The sequence below is a fragment of the Rhodococcus sp. Leaf247 genome, from assembly GCF_001426185.1.
Classification (GTDB): domain Bacteria; phylum Actinomycetota; class Actinomycetes; order Mycobacteriales; family Mycobacteriaceae; genus Rhodococcoides.
Window position 1 is genome coordinate 119,662 of sequence record NZ_LMRP01000002.1, and the last position, 17,598, is coordinate 137,259.

Genomic DNA, 17,598 nt, shown 5'->3' on the forward strand with positions numbered 1-17,598 from the left:
TCAGGTCCCGCGTGCGATGAGGGCGAGCAACAGCTCGGCACGCACGCGGGCATCGTCCAGATCGACCCCGATGGTGGATTCGATACGAGCGATCCTGCTGCGCAACGTATGTCGGTGAACACCCAGCGTCGAGGCCGCCGACTCCCAGTGCCCGTTCGCGTCGAGAAACGCGCGTAGCGACGCCACCAGATCGGTCCCGTTGGCGGTGTCGTACTTCTCGAGCGGGGACACGGTGGCCTCGCCGACGGTAGCCAGCGCTTCTCGCGTCGACGCGTGCGCGAGAAGCACTCCGCCGACCAGGGAGCCGAACTCGACGGGATCCGCACCTGCGGACGCGGACGACGCCGCGAGTCGAGATTCCTGCACCGCCTGCTCGAGACTCTCCACCGGGTGCGGCGCGCTCATTCCAACGCGGAGCCTCCTGCGTTCCGACACGTCCAGCGACGCCAGCGTGGACTGCACGAAAGTCTTGTCGTCCGATCCGCGCACCACGAGGGTGACGCGGGTCTTCCAGCGCTGACCGAACACCTGGCGCCCCGCCTCGGTGGAGCGCGCGGACATGGCCGCCAGGACCCGTTCGGCTCGGGTGACGGTATCGGCGTTCACGGTGACCGCTCGTACCGTTCCGTCGCCGCCCGCAGCCGACTCGATCTGCGACCACACCGGCGCCAGTCCGTCGAGATCCGACAGAACCAGGCTCAGCGCCACCGAATTGAGCTTGTCCTGCGCGGACTGCACCCGTGCCGGCTTCTCGAAATCGAGAGCCAGCAGCGATGCCGCGTGCCCCACCAGGATGTGATCGACGTTCCCCAGTACGGGGCCCACCACGGCGACGTGACCGTGGGTGGCGGAGCCGATCGCGATGCGCTGCACACTGATCGACACGCCTGCCTTCGTCATGGCGACCCTGCTGGCCACCGAACCCTTCTCCTCGGTCAGCGCGCGGATGTCGTCGAGTACGCCGATACCGCTCCCGCGAGGGTGATGCTCGAGCACTCTCCCCATGTCGTCGAGAAGCACCACGGCGGACGATGTCGCCGACGCCAATTCGCGGACGATCGCGGCCGCTCCTCCCGCCACCACCGCTCGGGTCATCCGCGGCTGAGCACGCGACGCGCGAACCACAGCGTCGTACTGCTGCTCGGCGAGGCGGTTCATCACCAGTTTGACCACCGCGGCGAACGGCGTCGGCAACGGAACCTCGAGAATCGGCAGACCGAGGCTGTCGGCGGCCTCGACCAGATCGGACGGCACCTCCGAGAACGAGAGTCCCGTGCCGAAACCCACCGCCGCGACACCGGCGTCGTTCAATGCTTCGAGATATGCCACACGCTCCGGCGTGGTCAGCGGCAGCCGGAGCCCCGTCGTCAACAACAGCTCGCCGCCGGACAACCATCGGAACGGGTCGGACAACTCGGTCGTGTGCGCGAAGGACACCTCACGATCGAGGCCGCTCGCGCCTGCGCGCAGCTCCATCGCGAGCGCTTTCTGCGCCAGCACCCAGCGGACAGACACCGTCATGATCCGACCCGCCTTCCTCCGCCCGTGAATCACAGCGAACACCAGGTAGGCCGCAATGGACAAGTCGGAGTGCCCACGCCCCCGGGAATCATCGTTTTGTCCGCTGCCCCCGCGCGCCGTCGAGCGCACACTGATCGAACCACCAGCGCCCACAACCGAGAGGGACCGATGTCGCACGACGTGCTTCGGAACTACATCGACGGCCAGTTCGTCGTCAGCTCGTCCACAGAGACCCTGGACCTGATCAGTCCGGTCACCGAGGAGGTCGTGGGCGTCTCCCCCATCTCTACCGAGGCCGACGTGAACGACGCCGTGGCCGCCGCCGAGCGCGCCTTCGCGAGCTGGGGCAAGACGACCCCGAAGACCCGTCAGACGGCACTGCTGAAGCTCGCCGATGCGCTCGAGGCACACTCCGACGAGCTGGTCGAGGCGCAGAGCCGCAACACCGGTCAGCTGAAGCAGGTCATCGCGGACGAGGAGGTGACGGTCGGCGCGGACCAGCTGCGCTTCTTCGCCGGTGCCGCCCGCATGCTCGAGGGCAAGTCCGCCGGTGAGTACATGGAGGGCTTCACCTCGTACGTCCGCCGCGAGCCCATCGGCGTCGTCGGGCAGGTGACCCCGTGGAACTACCCGCTGATGATGGCGATCTGGAAGATCGGCCCGGCTCTGGCCGCCGGCAACACGATCGTCCTCAAGCCGAGCGACACGACGCCGGAGAGCACGCTGGTACTCGCGAAATTGTCGAAGGGCATTCTTCCGGACGGTGTCCTGAACGTGGTCCTCGGCAACGGTGCTACCGGCGCCACCCTCGTCGAGCACCCCGCCCTCGGACTCGTGTCCATCACCGGGTCCGTGCGAGCGGGAATCGAGGTGGCCGTGGCTGCCGCCCGTCAGCTCAAGCGAGCCCATCTCGAACTCGGTGGGAAAGCTCCGGCCATCGTCTTCGGAGACGTCGACATCGACAAGACGGCCGGCGGTATCGCCGAAGCAGCGTTCTTCAACGCCGGCCAGGACTGCACCGCCGCGACGCGTGTGCTGGTGCACGAGTCGATCCACGACAAGCTCGTCGACGCTCTCGCCGAGAAGGCACGCGAGCTGACTCCGGGCAGCCCTGACGACGCCGACGCGTTCTACGGCCCGCTGAACAACGTCCGCCACTTCGAGTCCGTGACGACGAAGATCGCGAACCTGCCGGCCCACGCCTCGATCGTGACCGGCGGCAACCGAGTCGGAGACACCGGTTTCTACCTCGAACCCACGATCGTCACCGGAGTCGAGCAGAAGGACGACATCGTCCAGGAGGAGACGTTCGGTCCGGTTCTCACGGTGCAGTCGTTCACCGACGAGGCGGATGCGATCACCAAGGCCAACGACGTGCGCTTCGGACTGGCGTCCAGCCTGTGGACCAACGACCACGGCATCACCCAACGGGTCAGCGCTGCACTGGACTTCGGCGCAGTCTGGATCAACTGCCACATCCCGCTCGTGGCGGAGATGCCGCACGGCGGCTTCAAGTACTCCGGCTACGGCAAGGACCTCTCGGCATACGGAGTCGAGGACTACACGCGACTCAAGCACGTCATGAGCTCCCACGACTGACATTCACTGCTCTCCGAAGGACTTCACCATGGACATCACCTACCGCCTTCCTCAGAAGCGCGCCCTTCTCACCGAACTTCCCGGACCGCGCTCGCAGGAACTGACAGCCCGTCGCCGTGCCACCGTCGCCGCCGGCGTCGGTTCCAGCGTCCCCGTCTACGCAGCCGATGCCGACGGCGGCGTGATCGTCGACGTCGACGGCAACTCGATGATCGACCTCGGAGCCGGCATCGCCGTCACCAGCGTCGGCGCCTCCGATCCCGCTGTCGCGGAGGCCGTCCGGGAGCAGGTCGGTCACTTCACGCACACCTGCTTCATGGTCACGCCCTACGAGGGATACATCGCGGTGGCCGAGCAACTGGCCGCCCTGACGCCCGGTGATCACGAGAAGCGCAGCGTCCTGTTCAATTCCGGCGCGGAAGCCGTCGAGAACGCGATCAAGGTCGCGCGATTGGCGACCGGCCGCGACGCCGTCGTCGCGTTCGACCACGCCTATCACGGCCGTACCAACCTGACGATGGCGCTGACGGCGAAGACCATGCCGTACAAGACGAATTTCGGGCCGTTCGCACCGGAGATCTACCGGATGCCGATGTCGTACCCCTACCGCGATCAGGCCGGCCTGACGGGTGAGCAGGCCGCGCTGGCGTCGATCGACCGCATGGAGAAGCAGATCGGCGCCGACTCGTTGGCCGCCATCATCATCGAGCCCATCCAGGGCGAGGGTGGCTTCATCGTTCCCGCACCCGGCTTCCTGCCGACGCTCCAGGCCTGGGCGCGGGAGAACGGCGTCGTCTTCATCGCCGACGAGGTACAGACCGGGTTCTGTCGAACAGGGTCGTGGTTCGCCAGCGACGACGAGGGCATCGTCCCCGACATCATCACGATGGCGAAGGGCATGGCCGGGGGAATGCCGTTGTCGGCCATCACCGGCCGCGCGGATCTCCTCGATCTCGTCCATGCAGGCGGGCTCGGCGGAACGTACGGCGGCAACCCGGTGGCCTGCGCGGCTGCCCTCGCCGCCATCGAGACCATGAAGTCGCTCGACCTGTCCGGGCGCGCTCGGCACATCGAATCGGTCGCGATGCCGCGTCTGCGTGCCCTCGCGGAACAGACCTCCGTGATCGGCGACGTGCGTGGGCGCGGCGCCATGCTGGCCATCGAGCTGGTGGTTCCGGGGACCGATACACCGGACCCCGCCATCACCAAAGCCATTGCGGCGCATGCACTGGCGGAGGGTGTCGTACTCCTGACATGCGGCACGTACGGCAACGTCATCCGGCTGTTGCCCCCGCTGGTCATCGGCGACGACCTTCTCGACGACGCGCTGACTGTCCTCGAGACCGTCGTCCGGAACCTGGCAGCACAGTGACCGACAGGGCTGCATTACTCGCGAGCATCCCCACCGGTCTGTGGATCGACGGTGCCTTCGTCGACGCCGCCGACGGCGGCACATTCGCCGTGCACGATCCCGCGACCGGTGACGTCCTCGCTCACGTCGCCGACGCCGGCGAGAAGGATGCGCTGCGCGCCCTCGACAGTGCAGCTGCGGCGCAGGACGACTGGGCGGCGACCGCGCCCCGGACACGGTCGCTGATCCTGCGCACGGCGTGGGAGAAGGTGATCGAGCGGACCGAGGATCTCGCGCTGCTCATGACACTGGAGATGGGCAAGGCGCTCCCCGAAAGTCGGGGAGAGGTGACGTACGGCGCCGAATTCCTCCGCTGGTTCAGCGAGGAGGCAGTACGGATCCAGGGCCGTTACACGCAGTCCCCGTCGGGCGCCGGTCGCATCCTGGTGACCAAGGTCCCCGTCGGCCCCGTTCTGGCGATCACCCCGTGGAACTTCCCGCTGGCCATGGGAACCCGCAAGATCGGTCCGGCGCTCGCCGCGGGCTGCACCGTCCTCGTCAAGCCCGCCGAGGACACCCCGCTGACCATGCTGCTGCTCGCACAGATCATGTCCGAGGCCGGGGTGCCGCCAGGGGTTCTGTCGGTGCTGCCCGCCTCGAACGCAGCGGGAGTGACCGAACCGCTCCTTGCCGACGACCGTCTGCGCAAGGTCACCTTCACCGGGTCCACCCGCGTCGGCAAGATCCTGATCGAGCAGTCGGCGAGAAACGTGCTGCGTACGTCGATGGAACTCGGTGGTAACGCACCGTTCGTAGTCTTCGACGATGCCGACATCGATGCCGCCGTCGACGGTGCGATGGCCGCGAAGATGCGGAACGGCGGCGAAGCCTGCACGGCCGCGAACCGCATCATCGTCGCCAACAGCGTCCGTGAGGAATTCACGGTGAAACTCACCGAACGCATCGCCGCATTGACGGTCGGTCCGGGCTCCGAGGACGGCACGAACGTCGGCCCCCTGGTCAACGAGAAGCAGCGTCGCAACGTCGAGTCGCTCGTGGACGACGCCGTCGCCGCCGGTGCCCGTGTGCGGACGGGAGGCAGCGTCGTGGACGGGCCCGGGTGGTTCTATCGCCCCACCGTCCTCGACGAGGTGCCGGCCCACTCGCGCATCGTCCGCGAGGAGATCTTCGGTCCGGTCGCCGCCATCACCGGGTTCGACGACGAGCAGGACGGTATCGACGCCGCGAACGACACGGAGTACGGCTTGGCCGCGTACATCTACACCCGCGATCTCGATCGGGCACTCCGGGTCTCGGACAAGATCGCCTCCGGCATGGTCGGCGTCAATCGCGGCGTCGTGTCCGACGTCGCCGCACCGTTCGGTGGTGTCAAGCAGTCCGGCCTGGGCAGCGAAGGCGGCACCGAGGGCATCGACGAGTACCTCGACACCAAGTACGTCGCGTTCCAGTAATTCCGCCCGACACCCAGGGAGCTCTCCAATGCGGTTGATCGTCGGTTATCTCGCCACCCCCAGCGGGGAGGACGGGCTCGTGCTCGGTGGGCAGCTCGCTCGCAGTCTCGATGCGACGCTGGACATCTGCATGGTGCTGCCTCCGGACCGGGCCGTCCCCGCCGAGGCACACTTCGAGGATCTGCTGGCCGCGAAGGGCCGCAAATGGTTGGCGGAGGCCGCAGCAACGGTGCCGAGTGACATCAGGACCGAGGTGCACCTGAGTTTCTCGGAGTCCTTCTCGGCCGGACTGCTCGACGAGGCTGCCCGCCTCGACGCCGATGCCATCGTGGTCGGCGGCGCCAAGGACGGGTTGCTCGGGCGACACTCGCTGGGAAGCGTGTCGACGGAACTGCTGCACTCGGCCCCGATTCCGCTGGCGCTCGCGCCCTTCGGATATCGCAAGTCCGAGGCCGAGCGTATCCGCGAAGTGACTGCCGCCCTGGGCACTCGACAGGGTGCAGATCTAGTGCTGCGGACTGCAGTTCGCTCGTGCGAGCGAATGCACACGTCCCTTCGGCTGCTGTCTCTGGTTCCGCTGGACGACATGTCGGGAATGGATGTGCGTCGCGACACCGGCAACGAGGCTCTGGCGATCGAGCATGCGCGGACGCTGCACGATTCGGCCCGGAAGGGTCTGCCCGACGGATTGACCGTGACGTCGTCGGTCGCGGACGGATCGACCGTCGAGGCCGCCGTCGAGAGTCTGAGCTGGGAAGACGGCGACGTGGTCGTCGTCGGCTCCAGCCGTCTGGCGCAGCCCCGACGTCTCTTCCTGGGATCGACCGCATCGAAGATGCTGCGCGTTCTTCCCGTTCCCATGGTGGTCGTCCCGGCCACCGAGTTCCTTCCCGAGACCGGCAGTTCCGACAGCACGGAGGCTTCCTGATGAGCACCGAGATCACCTCCTCGAAGGGACTGGCGGTCGGCCGCATCGGCACCCTGTCCGGAGCCGTACTGGGCATCTCCTCCGTTGCCCCGGGGTACACGCTCACCGCGAGTATCGGCCTCATCGTCGCGGCCGTCGGTTTGAAGATGCCCGCCATTTTCATCGCAGGATTCATTCCGATGTTCCTCACCGCGTACGCTTACCGCGAGCTCAACTCCGATTCACCGGACTGCGGCGCGTCGTTCACGTGGTCCACCAAGGCGTTCGGTCCGTACGTGGGTTGGATGTGCGGTTGGGGCATGGTGATCGCCACCATCATCGTGCTGTCCAACCTGGCGGCCATCGCCGTGCAGTTCTTCTATCTGTTCATCGCCAAGCTCTTCGACGCTCCGTCTATCGCCGATCTTCCCGGCAACAAGCTGGTCAATGTCGGCACGACGGTGGTGTTCATCGCGTTGGCCACCTGGATCGCGAGTCGCGGCATCACGACCAGCGAGAAGCTGCAGGTCGCGCTCGTCGGGTTCCAGATGGTACTGCTTCTCGCCTTCGCCGTCGCCGCGCTGGTGCATGTCGGCGCGGGTGATGCACCCGCCGGCCTCTCGTTCGACCTCGGCTGGTTCGATCCGTTCACCGGTCTGACAATGGGCGCCTTCGTGATCGGTCTGACCGGCTCGATCTTCGCGTTCTGGGGCTGGGATACGTGCCTGACCCTCGGCGAGGAGTCGAAGAACCCCAAGAAGACTCCCGGACGTGCCGGATTGCTCTGTGTGGCAACGATTCTTCTGACCTACCTCCTCGTCGCGGTCGCGGCGATGATGTACGCAGGGGTGGGCGAGGACGGTCTCGGACTCGGCAATCCGGACAACGCCGAGAACGTGTTCGGCGCTCTCGCCGACCCGGTGCTGGGCAGTTGGGGCGGCATGCTGCTCTACCTGGCAGTGTTCGTCTCATCCATCGCCAGCCTGCAGACCACGTTCCTGCCCGCTGCGAGAACGTCTCTCGCGATGGCGTCGTACGGAGCGTTCCCGAAGAAGCTGGCCGAGGTCAGTCCCCGGTTCCTGGTGCCGTCGGTCTCCACGGTCGCTGCCGGAGTCATCACCGCCGTCTTCTACACCGCCGTGACGTTCCTGTCCGAGAACACCTTGATCGACACCATCGCCGCGCTCGGCATCATGATCTGCTGGTACTACGGCATCACGGCCTTCGCCTGTGTCTGGTACTTCCGCCGCACGCTGTTCGCCAGCGTCCGGAACACGGTGTTCCGCCTGATCTTCCCCCTCGTCGGCGGGTTGATTCTTCTCGCGGTGTTCGTGGTCTCGCTCGAGGAGAGCATGGATCCGGAGAACGGGAGCGGCGCCGAGATCGGCGGCATAGGACTGGTGTTCTTCCTCGGCTTCGGCATCCTCATCGTCGGCGCCGTGCTGATGATGGTCATGCGGTTCCGGTCGCCGGCCTTCTTCCGCGGCGAGACGTTGACCACCGAGACCGAGGCACTGAGGGACGAATCCGACCTCGTCAGCTGACGCGAGCTCGCAGGCCTGCCACCAGGACACCGAGCCCGAATTCGAAGGACGCGTCCGCGCGGCCCGGAGCCGACGTCGCGAGCGCAGCGCGCAACGCGACGTCGGCTTCGTCCGATGGTGCCCAGACCTCCTCCGGCGCAGCGAGATCAAGCGCCGATCCGAGCACGAAACTGTCGACGGCCGTGATGGCGTGGAGCACGTCTGACGGCGGGAATCCCCCGTCGGTCAATGCCGTCGCCAAGGCGTTGTACATGTCGAACGCCACCGCGGCGCGGACCGTGTGCGCGGTGAACAGCGGGATCACCCGCGGGTGCCGTGCATAGTTGCGTCGATATTCGCGGGCGATACGCGTGACCGCCTCACTCCACGAGTCGACGTCATGGGGAATCTCGATGCCCGCCATCAGCCGGGTGCGCATCAACTCGACGATCGCCGCACGCCCGGACACGTGGTTGTACAGCGACGACGGCCGCACCGACAGCTTCTCGGCCAACCCGGGCATCGTGAAGTCGCCACGCTGATCGACGAGGGCCAGGGCGGCGTCGGTGATGAGGTCGGCGGAGAGCAACCGGGTGGACGGGCGCGGCATCGGAACTTCCTTCCTCTTGCGTCGAGGGCGTCGTCACACCATACTTAACGAATCACATTCGTTTTACGGACGAGGACCCCGATGTTGACCATCACCGCCACGACACCACCCGACTCTCCCGCGCGGACTCGCGACACCGAGCGTGCGCCCGTCCGTATCGCCGTGGTCCAACACCGGTGGCACGAGGAGACGCAGGCCGAACTCGAGGAGGGCATCGCCATCGCGGCGCGAGAGGGCGCAACCATCGCGTTCCTCCCGGAACTGACTCTGAGCCGGTACCCCGCGTTCGTACGGGGCGACCGCAATGCAGCCCGCGACGCGGAGGATCTGCTGACCGGGCCGACGTTCGCGTTCGCAGCGAATGCTGCAGCGCGCCAGGGGATCGTCGTCCACGCGTCGCTGTACGAGAAGGACGACACATCCGACGACGGTCTCGGATTCAACACCGCCATCCTGGTCTCGCCGGACGGCTCGCTTCTCGCTCGCACACGCAAGCTCCACATCCCGGTCACCGCCGGGTACTACGAGGACACCTACTTCCGCCCCGGACCGGCCGCCGATCCCTACCCCGTTCATCACGCGGCGAACGTCGCGCTCGGCATGCCGACGTGCTGGGACGAGTGGTTCCCCGAGGTCGCCCGGGCGTATTCCCTTGCCGGAGCCGAGGTGCTGGTCTATCCGACGGCCATCGGCTCCGAGCCCGACCATCCCGCCTTCGATACCCAACCACTGTGGCAGCAGGTGATCGTCGGCAACGGCATCGCCAACGGCACCTTCATGGTGGCGCCCAACCGCTACGGCAACGAGGGTGCGATCACGTTCTACGGGTCGTCGTTCGTCTCCGATCCCTACGGGCGCATCCTGGCTCAGGCGCCGCGCGACGAGTCGGCAGTTCTGGTCGTGGATCTCGACCTCGACCAGCGACGCGACTGGTTGACTCTCTTCCCGTTCCTGGACACCCGTCGCCCCGACACCTACGGCACGCTCACCGAACCTGTGAGAACCACACGATGACGTGGCGGATGCCGGCGGAGACCGCGCCCCACGAACGCACGTGGATGGCCTTCCCCAGCCCCGGATATTCGCTGGGCGACTCCCCCGAAGAGCACCACGAGGCCCGTTCGACCTGGGCGGCCGTCGCACACGCCGTCGCCGAGTTCGAACCGGTGACCGTGGTGGTGGACCCGCGCGAGACCGACACTGCACGAACGTATCTCGGAGCGGACATCACCATCGTCGACGCACCACTCGACGATGCGTGGATGCGCGACATCGGTCCCACGTTCGTCCTTGCCGACGACGGGACCCTCGGCGCCGTCGACTGGACGTTCAACGGGTGGGGCGCACAGGACTGGGCATCGTGGGGGAACGACTCCCTGATCGGGGCGCTGGTCGCCGCGGAATCCGGCGCGACTCTCGTCTCGTCGACCATGGTCGGCGAGGGCGGTGGCCTCCAGGTGGACGGCGCCGGCACAGTCCTGGTCACCGAGACGGTGCAGCGCGATCCCGGCCGCAATCCCGGGTGGTCGAGGGCCGACGTCGAGGCCGAGCTGACCCGCACACTCGGAGTCGACCGTGCAGTGTGGTTACCGCGAGGCCTCACACGCGACTCCGAGACCTACGGCACGCGTGGACACGTCGACATCGTCGCGGCACTGCCGTCTCCCGGAGTCGCGCTGGTGCACGATCAGCGCGATCCGGCGCACCCCGATCACGAGATCAGCCGCGAGGTCGCCGACATCCTGACCGCTACCGGCATGCGTGTCGTCCCGGTGCCCGCACCGGAGACTCTGCGCGACGACGACGGGTTCGTCGACTACAGCTACATCAACCACTACGTGGTCAACGGCGGCGTCGTCGCGTGCAGTTTCGACGACCCGAACGATGCCGAGGCCGTGCGCATCCTGTCCGAGGCGTACCCGGGCAGGCGCGTCGTCCCCGTCGACGCGCGCCCATTGTTCGCCCGCGGCGGGGGCATCCACTGCATCACCCAGAACCAACCCGCGGCTGTCGTACCCCTGCTCTAACTTCACGTCACCGACAACCGGGGGGGACGGGAATCATGGGCGAATATCGACGGGGACGACGCACGCAGATCGACAGCAGAGTGGCGCGAGACCTCGGCGTGGAATACGGGGGCCGGTGGTATCTCGAGTCCGTCGGCTACTGCGATTGCGGAGACGAGGAGTGCCTCGGCGACACGCTGTACTGCGAGAACCGTGTCTTCGCCGACGAATCTGCGATCGACCGCGCACTGGGGCGCGTAATTTGGCCCTCATGAGCAGAGCGCGCAGGTCGCACGTACCCAGAATCGTCGGGCGACTCGTCCTCGGCGCGTTTCTCGTGTTCGCCGGACTGAGCCACCTGTTCTGGGCGCGTCAGGAATTCGCGGCGCAGGTTCCCCCGTGGGTTCCGGTGGACACCGATGTGGTCGTGCTGGCGTCCGGAGTCGTGGAGATCGTGCTGGGACTCTGCCTGATACTGCTTCCCCACCGGGCACCTGCGGTGGGATGGGTTGTCGCTCTCTTCTTCGTCGCCGTCTTCCCCGGCAACATCTCGCAGTTCGTCACCCACACCGACGCCTTCGGGCTCGATACCGACCGAGCGCGCGCCATCCGGTTGGTGTTCCAGCCTGTGCTCGTCGTGTGGGCTCTGTGGTGCACGGGAGCGTGGGCGGCGTTCCGTCAGAGGCGTTCCACCGCACGCGCAGTCAGCCGCTGAATCTCCGCCGAGTACGCCACCAGAGTGACCAGATCGACCGACACGGGAGCGGTCGAGACGGCGCGTACCTGTTCCGCGACCGCCACCTCCACTGGCCATCCGTAGGCGCCGCCCGAGATCAGGGGGAATGCGATCGAGGTGGCGCCCAAGGACTGCGCGAGGAGGAGCGACCGCTCGTACGCGGCGCGCAGGACGGCCGACCGGTCTTCGCGTGCGGAGTACCTCGGGCCGACCGTGTGGATGACCCATCGAGCCGGCAACCGTCCTGCGGGCGTCGCGACGGCGGCGCCGGTGTCCAGACCGTTCGGCAGCGTCGTGGCGCGGATCAGCTTGCACGCTGTCAGGATCTGCGGACCACCGGCCCGATGGATCGCACCGTCCACACCGCCGCCTCCGAGGAGCGTCGAGTTCGCGGCGTTGACGATGACGTCTGCTCGTACGGCGGTGATGTCTCCGGTGATCACATCGATGACGGTCATGCTTCTGCTCCTTCTACGAGACGCCGAGCGAGGCCGACGAGATCCGCGCCGCTCCGTCCCGGGTACCCGTGCAGCATCGAGATCCACGCATCCGGTACCGCTGATACACCCCATCGTGCTCCGAGCAGTCCACCGGCGATTGCCGCCGTTGTGTCCGTATCGCCGCCCGCCCGAACGCACTTCTCCAATGCTGCGGTCAGCTGGTCGTCGTCTTCCTCCGTGGTGGAGATCGCCCACCAGGCCGTCTGCAACGCGTGCACCACCCAGCCGTTGTTCGCGAAGTCGGCAGGCGTCCCCTTCTCGGCGGCGTCCAGCAGGGGTGCCCAGTCACCGGCCGAGGCGCGGATCCCGTCGTAGTTCCCGTACAGAACGGCGTGTCTGATGCCGGCCGTCCACAACGCGCAGGCCTCACCGGCCTGTGGATCCGAGTGCGTGAGCGCACTGATACGGACGGACGCGTCGGCAAGCGCATCGGCGTCGCCCAGGAACGCCAGTGCCACCGGTGCAGTTCGCATCAACGATCCGTTGCCGCCTGTCCGGCCGGCAATCCCCGAAGCGACCTTGGTCATCTCCGCTGCGGAACCACTGCGCGCAGACAGCACGGCGCGTGTCTGGTTGCCGACATCCGCGGGTTTCGTGTCGATCCACGCGACGAAGTTCTCCGCGATGCCGTCCAGTCCGCGGCCCTCCACCAGCGCGTCCGCGATGCACACCGCCATGGAGGTGTCGTCCGTCCATTCGCCCGGCGCCCAGTCGAACGGTCCCCCGCCGATCATGTCGATCACGGTGTCCGGCGTCGGGTACCCGAATTCGTATCCGGCACCGAGCGCATCGCCGGCCGCGGTTGCCACGAGTACGCCCTGTGCGCGAGTCATCTGATCGCTGGTCAGCTTCATGCCGAACCCCTTTGCTCGATTGTGCGCTAACCATAACGCATGACTGCGCTAAGCTGCAACCCATGACTACCGACTTGACCTCCTATCCGCGACCCTCCGTCGCCGTGGACGTCGCGGTCCTCACCGTGCACGGCGGGGCAGTCAACGTCGTCGTGGTCGAATCACCCTGGGGTGCAGCCCTACCGGGAACATTCCTGCACTCGGGCGAGACCTTGGCCGACGCGGCACGGCGCGCACTGGCGACGAAGGCCCACATCGAGGGTCTGCACTTCCACCAACTGCGGATGTTCGACGATCCCTCTCGTGACGACAGGGGGTGGGTCCTGTCGATGGCGCATTGCGCGGAAGCGTCGCTGGACTCTCTCCCGGCCGACACCGAACTCGTCGCGGTGCACTCCGGCGCGCCCGTCGAGCCGATGGCCTTCGATCACGCCGACATGGTGTCCGCGGCGGTGAGCGACATGCGCGCCAGGTACGCCGTCCGCCCCGACCCCTCCCACCTGCTCCCCGACAGGTTCACCCTGCTGCAGCTACGCACGCTGTACGAGGTGGTGTTCGACCGGCCGCTGCGCAAGGACACGTTCCGTCGACACGTCATCGACTCGCTCACCGGCACGGGCGACACCACCTCCGCCGCAGGCGGGCGCCCGGCCGAACTGTACGAGCGTCGGCCCGAGGCGACGTTCCCCAGTTCTATCGCAGCACTTCTGCTGTAGGTCGCCGGCTCACCCCGTGGCGTCGGAGCATGTGCGCCCACCAGAAGGCGGCCGAGCCGAGCAGCACCACCACCAGCGGCCACACCATCGGGGAATGCAGCACCACCGGCAGCCACGCCACGCTCACGCCGGTGACGACGAGCAGCGACGCCCGACGCCTCTGCACGATCATGACCGCTAGCACCGTATGCCCGACTCCCGCGATCAGGAAGAGGAGCGCCCACGCCTCGGTCAATGACGCCACGAACGCCGCACCCGGCGACGCCTCCACACTCGCGAATGCGGCCAGAGCACTGACGAAGATCGCCCCGAACCCCACCACATAAGCGATGGAGGCAACTGCGACCTGCGTCGCGAACGCGACAAGTACCGCCAATGGTGTTGCGTTGCTGAGTGTTCGGATACCGGTGTCCACATGTGTTTCTGTCATGACTTCCCTCCGTCGTCGGTACAGCCTTCGACGTGGGCCGGCCCGAAACGGTTCCGCTCGGTTGTGCGGCGCTCGGCGCGTGGCGCGCCGCGCCCAGCGCCCGCCGCCGGGCGCTGTGATGCGCGCAGCGCGCGGTGGTGTGCGCACCTTGCAGAGCGCGCTGAGCGACGGGCGCAGCGCCTGGGTGTCCGTGAGTTCTGCCCGGAACGCGCCGCGCGCAGCGCACGGTGGTGTGCGCACTTTGCAAAGTGCGCCGAGCGACGGGCTCAGCGCGCAACTCATGGAACCGTCTCACCGATCGGTGCGTCCAACCCCCTGTGCAGCGAAACAGTGGAGCGATGGTCGCGGCGGGCGTGGCAATCGCTGCCCTCATCGTCGGTTGCGGCGAGGTCAGCGGCACCGCACAACCCGTGAGCAACGAACTGTTCGATCCCTGCGCCGTCGTACCTGATGAGGCCATCCGTGCGGCGGGAGCTGACCCGGCGGTCGTGAGTGATCATCTGCCGGGGGGCTTCGCTAGTCAGAATTTCGACCCGTGCGTCTGGAGTTCCGCCACCTACTTTTTATCCGTCACGTCCTCTCGCCTGACCGCAGAGCAGGTAGTCGACGACCTTCGGATTGTCGAACGAACTCCAGTCTCACTCGACGGCAGGCGCGACGCCTTCATACTTCGGCGCCCAGACGATATGGGGACGTCTCCGTGCGACATCGCCTTCCCGTGGACACAAGGAATGATCATTGTCAATGTCGAGTCGAAACTCAGCGCGGCCGACAACGCCGATAATTGCGAACGTGCACTAAACGCTGCACAGATCGTCAATACCTTTCTCCCCACATGATGAGCGCACTAGGAGACGAGCATGGATTTTCAGTTGACTGGAGACGCGGCTGCTCGTTGCGCAGCAGCTTGTGATCAATTCTCGACAGAAGTCTCGGCTCTCGCGAAGTATGTCAGTGACGGAACCTGGTCCGGTGGGTTCGGGGCACTCCCATCAGGAATCGCCCTAGCGCAGAAGTATTCGAACCTCACCCACGGCCCTGAGGGTTCTCTGGCCTCGATGCTTGCCGCTCACATCACCGTCGCCACTAATCTTCGCAAGGCCTTCCTCGCTGCCGGCGTAGGCTACGAAGCAACCGAAGACGCTGTGACGTCGCACATTACGCAGTCGGGTCCGCGCTGACCTGATCAGTTCCAAATACGCGCACCGAACGCCGAGTGCACACCCCCTGCATCAAGTGCACACCCCTCACCGCATGCAGCAACGGGTGTGCACTCACCGCAACCCGTGTGCACACCCCCTGCAGCCCCAGTAAAGGCACCCAGCACGCAGACGGACGCCGAGCGCACACCCCCTGCACTAAGCGCACACCCCTTACCGCCAGCAGCACAGGGTGTGCACTCACCACAATGCGTGTGCACACCCCCTGCAGCCCCAGCAAAAGCACCCAGCACGGAGCCAGGCATCGAGCGCACACCCCCTGCACCAAGCGCACACCCCCTACCGCCAGCAGCAACGGGTGTGCACTCACCAGAACCGGTGTGCACACCCCCTGCAGCTAGCCGGGACCTACTCAGCCACAGCACTCACAGTGAAGGGCTCCACGGGCACCCCGCCGCGCTTGTCGAACTGGCTGTTCACGACCAGCAGCTGGTCGTCGACGTCTGCCACTGTCGTGGGGTAGGCGAAGCTGGGGTCGGTGATCTGACCCGTGACTCGGCCGGAACGTCCGTCGTCGGCAAGGTCCACGGTGGCGATGAGGCTGTCGCGGTTGCGGACGACGTAGAGCGTGTCGTCCTCCATCTCCATGCCGTCGCCGTTCTTCAGCATCTCCCCGCCGAGGTCGACCTGGGTCACGGCCTTGGACGGATCGACGCGGTACAGGTTGCCGGTGCTGGACTGCACGATCACCAGCACGCCGTCGTCGTCGGCTTCGACGATCCCGTTGGCGTTGAAGCCCTCCCCGTAGGCGAAGGGCGATCCGGTGAAGTCGACGAACGACTCGAGCCGGCCGTCACCGGATACGTCCGCCGGGATGCGCCACAGGTTGGGGCTGCGGGAGTCGGTGATGTACGCGTCGCCGTTGTCCGCGATGACGACATCGTTGAGGAACGTGGCGTCCTGTCCGAGTCCGTTGGTGAACTTTCCGCGGAGCTCGCCGGACTGCGCGTCGTAGATCCACACGGTCCCGGTGGCGCCGCCGGCCACGATCAGCCGGTTGTCGTCGACATCCAACCCGGCCGCTCCTGTGCGACCGTCCTGGCCGCCGGGCAGGAACGGGGCGACATCGGGGGTCCCGACGGTGCCGCGGAAGACGGCGCCGTCCGAGGTCGAGGTGACGTAGAACGTGTCGTCGTCGGCGGTGATGCCCTCGGGAAACACGCCTGTTCCCGGCAATGTGTAGACGGTCGCTGCACTCGCGGGCGCACTGGACGAGGCAGGACTGGACGAAGAAGGCGCAGGTGCAGCAGCAGTCGGCGCCGCCTCCTCACTCGACGAGCATGCGGTGAGGACGAGGGCGGTAGCGCCTGCGAGAGCGACAGCAGCGGACAATCTGGTGCGGTTCATGACTCCACCATGCCGCAAAAGTCCGAATAGCGTGATCAGGCGGAGTTACGGTCCGATCGCGGGGTGTTGTCGATCGCCACTTCGAGGTATTCGCCGAGCTGTTCCTGCAGGTTTCGATCCAGCGTTCGGCCGAGCAGAGAATGCACGGAATCCACTGCGAGAGTGCGCATGATCTGCAACATCCGGGTAGCGCGGAGGACGTCCTCGCCCTCGGGAATCCAGCCTTCGCCGTACCGCGCAACAATGTGATGCTTCACAGTCGAGATCATGTCTTTGGAGATTCCGTCGACGGCGGCGTACATGCGCTCGTGAATGTCCATGAGCTCGCGGATCCCGAACCCGTATTCGGCCAGGGAGGTGAACCCCTGCAACAATTTCGGATCGGTGAAGGTGCACCGGTCGCCTTCTATGCGCGCCAGTCCGTAGGTGACGAGGCGGGCCAGTTGCTCCCCGTCCGGGTCCCCCAACGCGTCGCGCGCTTCGGTGACAGACAGGGACATCTCATCGTCGGTCGTCGACCACGGCTCGGTCAATGCGCGCTGGAGTCCGAGAACCTCGGTCAGGTCCTTGCCGCTTTCCCACCCGTCGATGAAGTCGCTGATGTGGGTGGTGGTGTACCCGCGTTGCAGCAGGATGTCGATCAGACGTAGACGCGCGAGATGCGTGTCGTCGTAGATACCGAGGCGGCCGCGTTTCTGCGGCGGTGGGAGCAGCCCCCGCTCACGGTAGGCACGGACGTTGCGCGACGTCGTGCCGGCCGCACGGGCGAGTTCGTCGATGCGGTACTCGGTCATCGACGAACTCCT

Annotated in this window: 17 protein-coding genes; 10 read left to right on the plus strand and 7 right to left on the minus strand. The window is 66.5% G+C overall.

Annotation, left to right across the window (positions count from 1 at the left end):
- Entirely contained in the window at positions 1-1,521 is a 1,521-nt protein-coding gene (locus ASG64_RS10020; protein WP_056074295.1) for a PucR family transcriptional regulator, read from the minus strand.
- A gap of 168 nt (positions 1,522-1,689) precedes the next feature.
- Here ASG64_RS10020 and ASG64_RS10025 point away from each other — a divergent pair, with 168 nt between their 5' ends.
- The 5 genes from ASG64_RS10025 to ASG64_RS10045 are packed head-to-tail and all read left to right on the plus strand — an operon-like array spanning position 1,690 to position 8,394.
- The gene (locus ASG64_RS10025; protein WP_056073206.1) at positions 1,690-3,120 is read left to right on the plus strand and encodes a gamma-aminobutyraldehyde dehydrogenase; all 1,431 of its coding nucleotides are present in this window, start codon (positions 1,690-1,692) and stop codon (positions 3,118-3,120) included.
- Between the two features lie 28 nt (positions 3,121-3,148).
- On the plus strand, positions 3,149-4,492 hold the full coding sequence (gene gabT / locus ASG64_RS10030) for a 4-aminobutyrate--2-oxoglutarate transaminase (RefSeq protein ID WP_056073209.1): 1,344 nt from the start codon (positions 3,149-3,151) through the stop codon (positions 4,490-4,492).
- Positions 4,489-5,943 carry an NAD-dependent succinate-semialdehyde dehydrogenase gene (locus tag ASG64_RS10035; protein ID WP_056073212.1) on the plus strand — a complete coding sequence of 485 codons (1,455 nt, stop codon included), beginning with the start codon at positions 4,489-4,491 and terminating at the stop codon, positions 5,941-5,943. Before gabT ends, ASG64_RS10035 begins: the two co-directional genes overlap by 4 nt.
- Before the next feature lie 28 nt (positions 5,944-5,971).
- Positions 5,972-6,871 (plus strand): universal stress protein, encoded by a 900-nt coding sequence (locus tag ASG64_RS10040; RefSeq protein WP_056073216.1) that lies wholly within the window; start codon positions 5,972-5,974, stop codon positions 6,869-6,871.
- A complete protein-coding gene (locus ASG64_RS10045; RefSeq protein WP_056073219.1) occupies positions 6,871-8,394 on the plus strand; it encodes an APC family permease in 1,524 nt (507 codons plus the stop codon). The genes ASG64_RS10040 and ASG64_RS10045 overlap by 1 nt, the downstream gene beginning before the upstream one ends.
- Here the strand turns inward: ASG64_RS10045 and ASG64_RS10050 are convergent.
- The gene (locus ASG64_RS10050) at positions 8,387-8,983 is read right to left on the minus strand and encodes a TetR/AcrR family transcriptional regulator C-terminal domain-containing protein (RefSeq protein WP_056073222.1); all 597 of its coding nucleotides are present in this window, start codon (positions 8,981-8,983) and stop codon (positions 8,387-8,389) included. The genes ASG64_RS10045 and ASG64_RS10050 overlap by 8 nt on opposite strands.
- Before the next feature lie 81 nt (positions 8,984-9,064).
- Here ASG64_RS10050 and ASG64_RS10055 point away from each other — a divergent pair, with 81 nt between their 5' ends.
- From ASG64_RS10055 to ASG64_RS10065, 3 genes are all read left to right on the plus strand, one after another.
- Positions 9,065-9,997, plus strand: a complete 933-nt coding sequence (locus ASG64_RS10055) for a nitrilase-related carbon-nitrogen hydrolase (protein ID WP_056073225.1) — start codon at positions 9,065-9,067, stop codon at positions 9,995-9,997.
- Complete coding sequence (locus ASG64_RS10060; RefSeq protein WP_056073228.1) at positions 9,994-11,010, plus strand: agmatine deiminase family protein; 1,017 nt, start codon at positions 9,994-9,996, stop codon at positions 11,008-11,010. The genes ASG64_RS10055 and ASG64_RS10060 overlap by 4 nt, the downstream gene beginning before the upstream one ends.
- 250 nt (positions 11,011-11,260) lie before the next feature.
- Complete coding sequence (locus ASG64_RS10065) at positions 11,261-11,704, plus strand: DoxX family protein (RefSeq protein WP_042575581.1); 444 nt, start codon at positions 11,261-11,263, stop codon at positions 11,702-11,704.
- Here ASG64_RS10065 and ASG64_RS10070 read toward each other — a convergent pair.
- A complete protein-coding gene (locus tag ASG64_RS10070) occupies positions 11,668-12,183 on the minus strand; it encodes an O-acetyl-ADP-ribose deacetylase (RefSeq protein WP_056073231.1) in 516 nt (171 codons plus the stop codon). The genes ASG64_RS10065 and ASG64_RS10070 overlap by 37 nt on opposite strands.
- Positions 12,180-13,079 carry an ADP-ribosylglycohydrolase family protein gene (locus ASG64_RS10075; RefSeq protein ID WP_056073235.1) on the minus strand — a complete coding sequence of 300 codons (900 nt, stop codon included), beginning with the start codon at positions 13,077-13,079 and terminating at the stop codon, positions 12,180-12,182. The genes ASG64_RS10070 and ASG64_RS10075 overlap by 4 nt, the downstream gene beginning before the upstream one ends.
- Positions 13,080-13,141: 62 nt before the next feature.
- Between ASG64_RS10075 and ASG64_RS10080 the strand changes: the two genes are divergently transcribed.
- Positions 13,142-13,795 (plus strand): NUDIX hydrolase, encoded by a 654-nt coding sequence (locus tag ASG64_RS10080; protein ID WP_056073238.1) that lies wholly within the window; start codon positions 13,142-13,144, stop codon positions 13,793-13,795.
- Here the strand turns inward: ASG64_RS10080 and ASG64_RS10085 are convergent.
- Positions 13,773-14,225: a hypothetical protein gene (locus ASG64_RS10085; RefSeq protein ID WP_156388342.1), complete on the minus strand. Its 453-nt coding sequence runs from the start codon at positions 14,223-14,225 to the stop codon at positions 13,773-13,775. The two genes, ASG64_RS10080 and ASG64_RS10085, sit on opposite strands and share 23 nt — an antisense overlap.
- 338 nt (positions 14,226-14,563) lie before the next feature.
- On the opposite strand from ASG64_RS10085, the gene ASG64_RS21230 reads away from it, so the two are divergent.
- Positions 14,564-15,064, plus strand: coding sequence for a DUF3558 family protein (locus ASG64_RS21230; RefSeq protein ID WP_156388343.1), 501 nt, complete (start codon positions 14,564-14,566; stop codon positions 15,062-15,064).
- A gap of 729 nt (positions 15,065-15,793) precedes the next feature.
- Here the strand turns inward: ASG64_RS21230 and ASG64_RS10095 are convergent.
- Complete coding sequence (locus ASG64_RS10095; RefSeq protein WP_056073247.1) at positions 15,794-16,792, minus strand: SMP-30/gluconolactonase/LRE family protein; 999 nt, start codon at positions 16,790-16,792, stop codon at positions 15,794-15,796.
- A gap of 35 nt (positions 16,793-16,827) precedes the next feature.
- Complete coding sequence (locus ASG64_RS10100) at positions 16,828-17,586, minus strand: MerR family transcriptional regulator (RefSeq protein WP_042575589.1); 759 nt, start codon at positions 17,584-17,586, stop codon at positions 16,828-16,830.
- Positions 17,587-17,598: the final 12 nt, after the last annotated feature.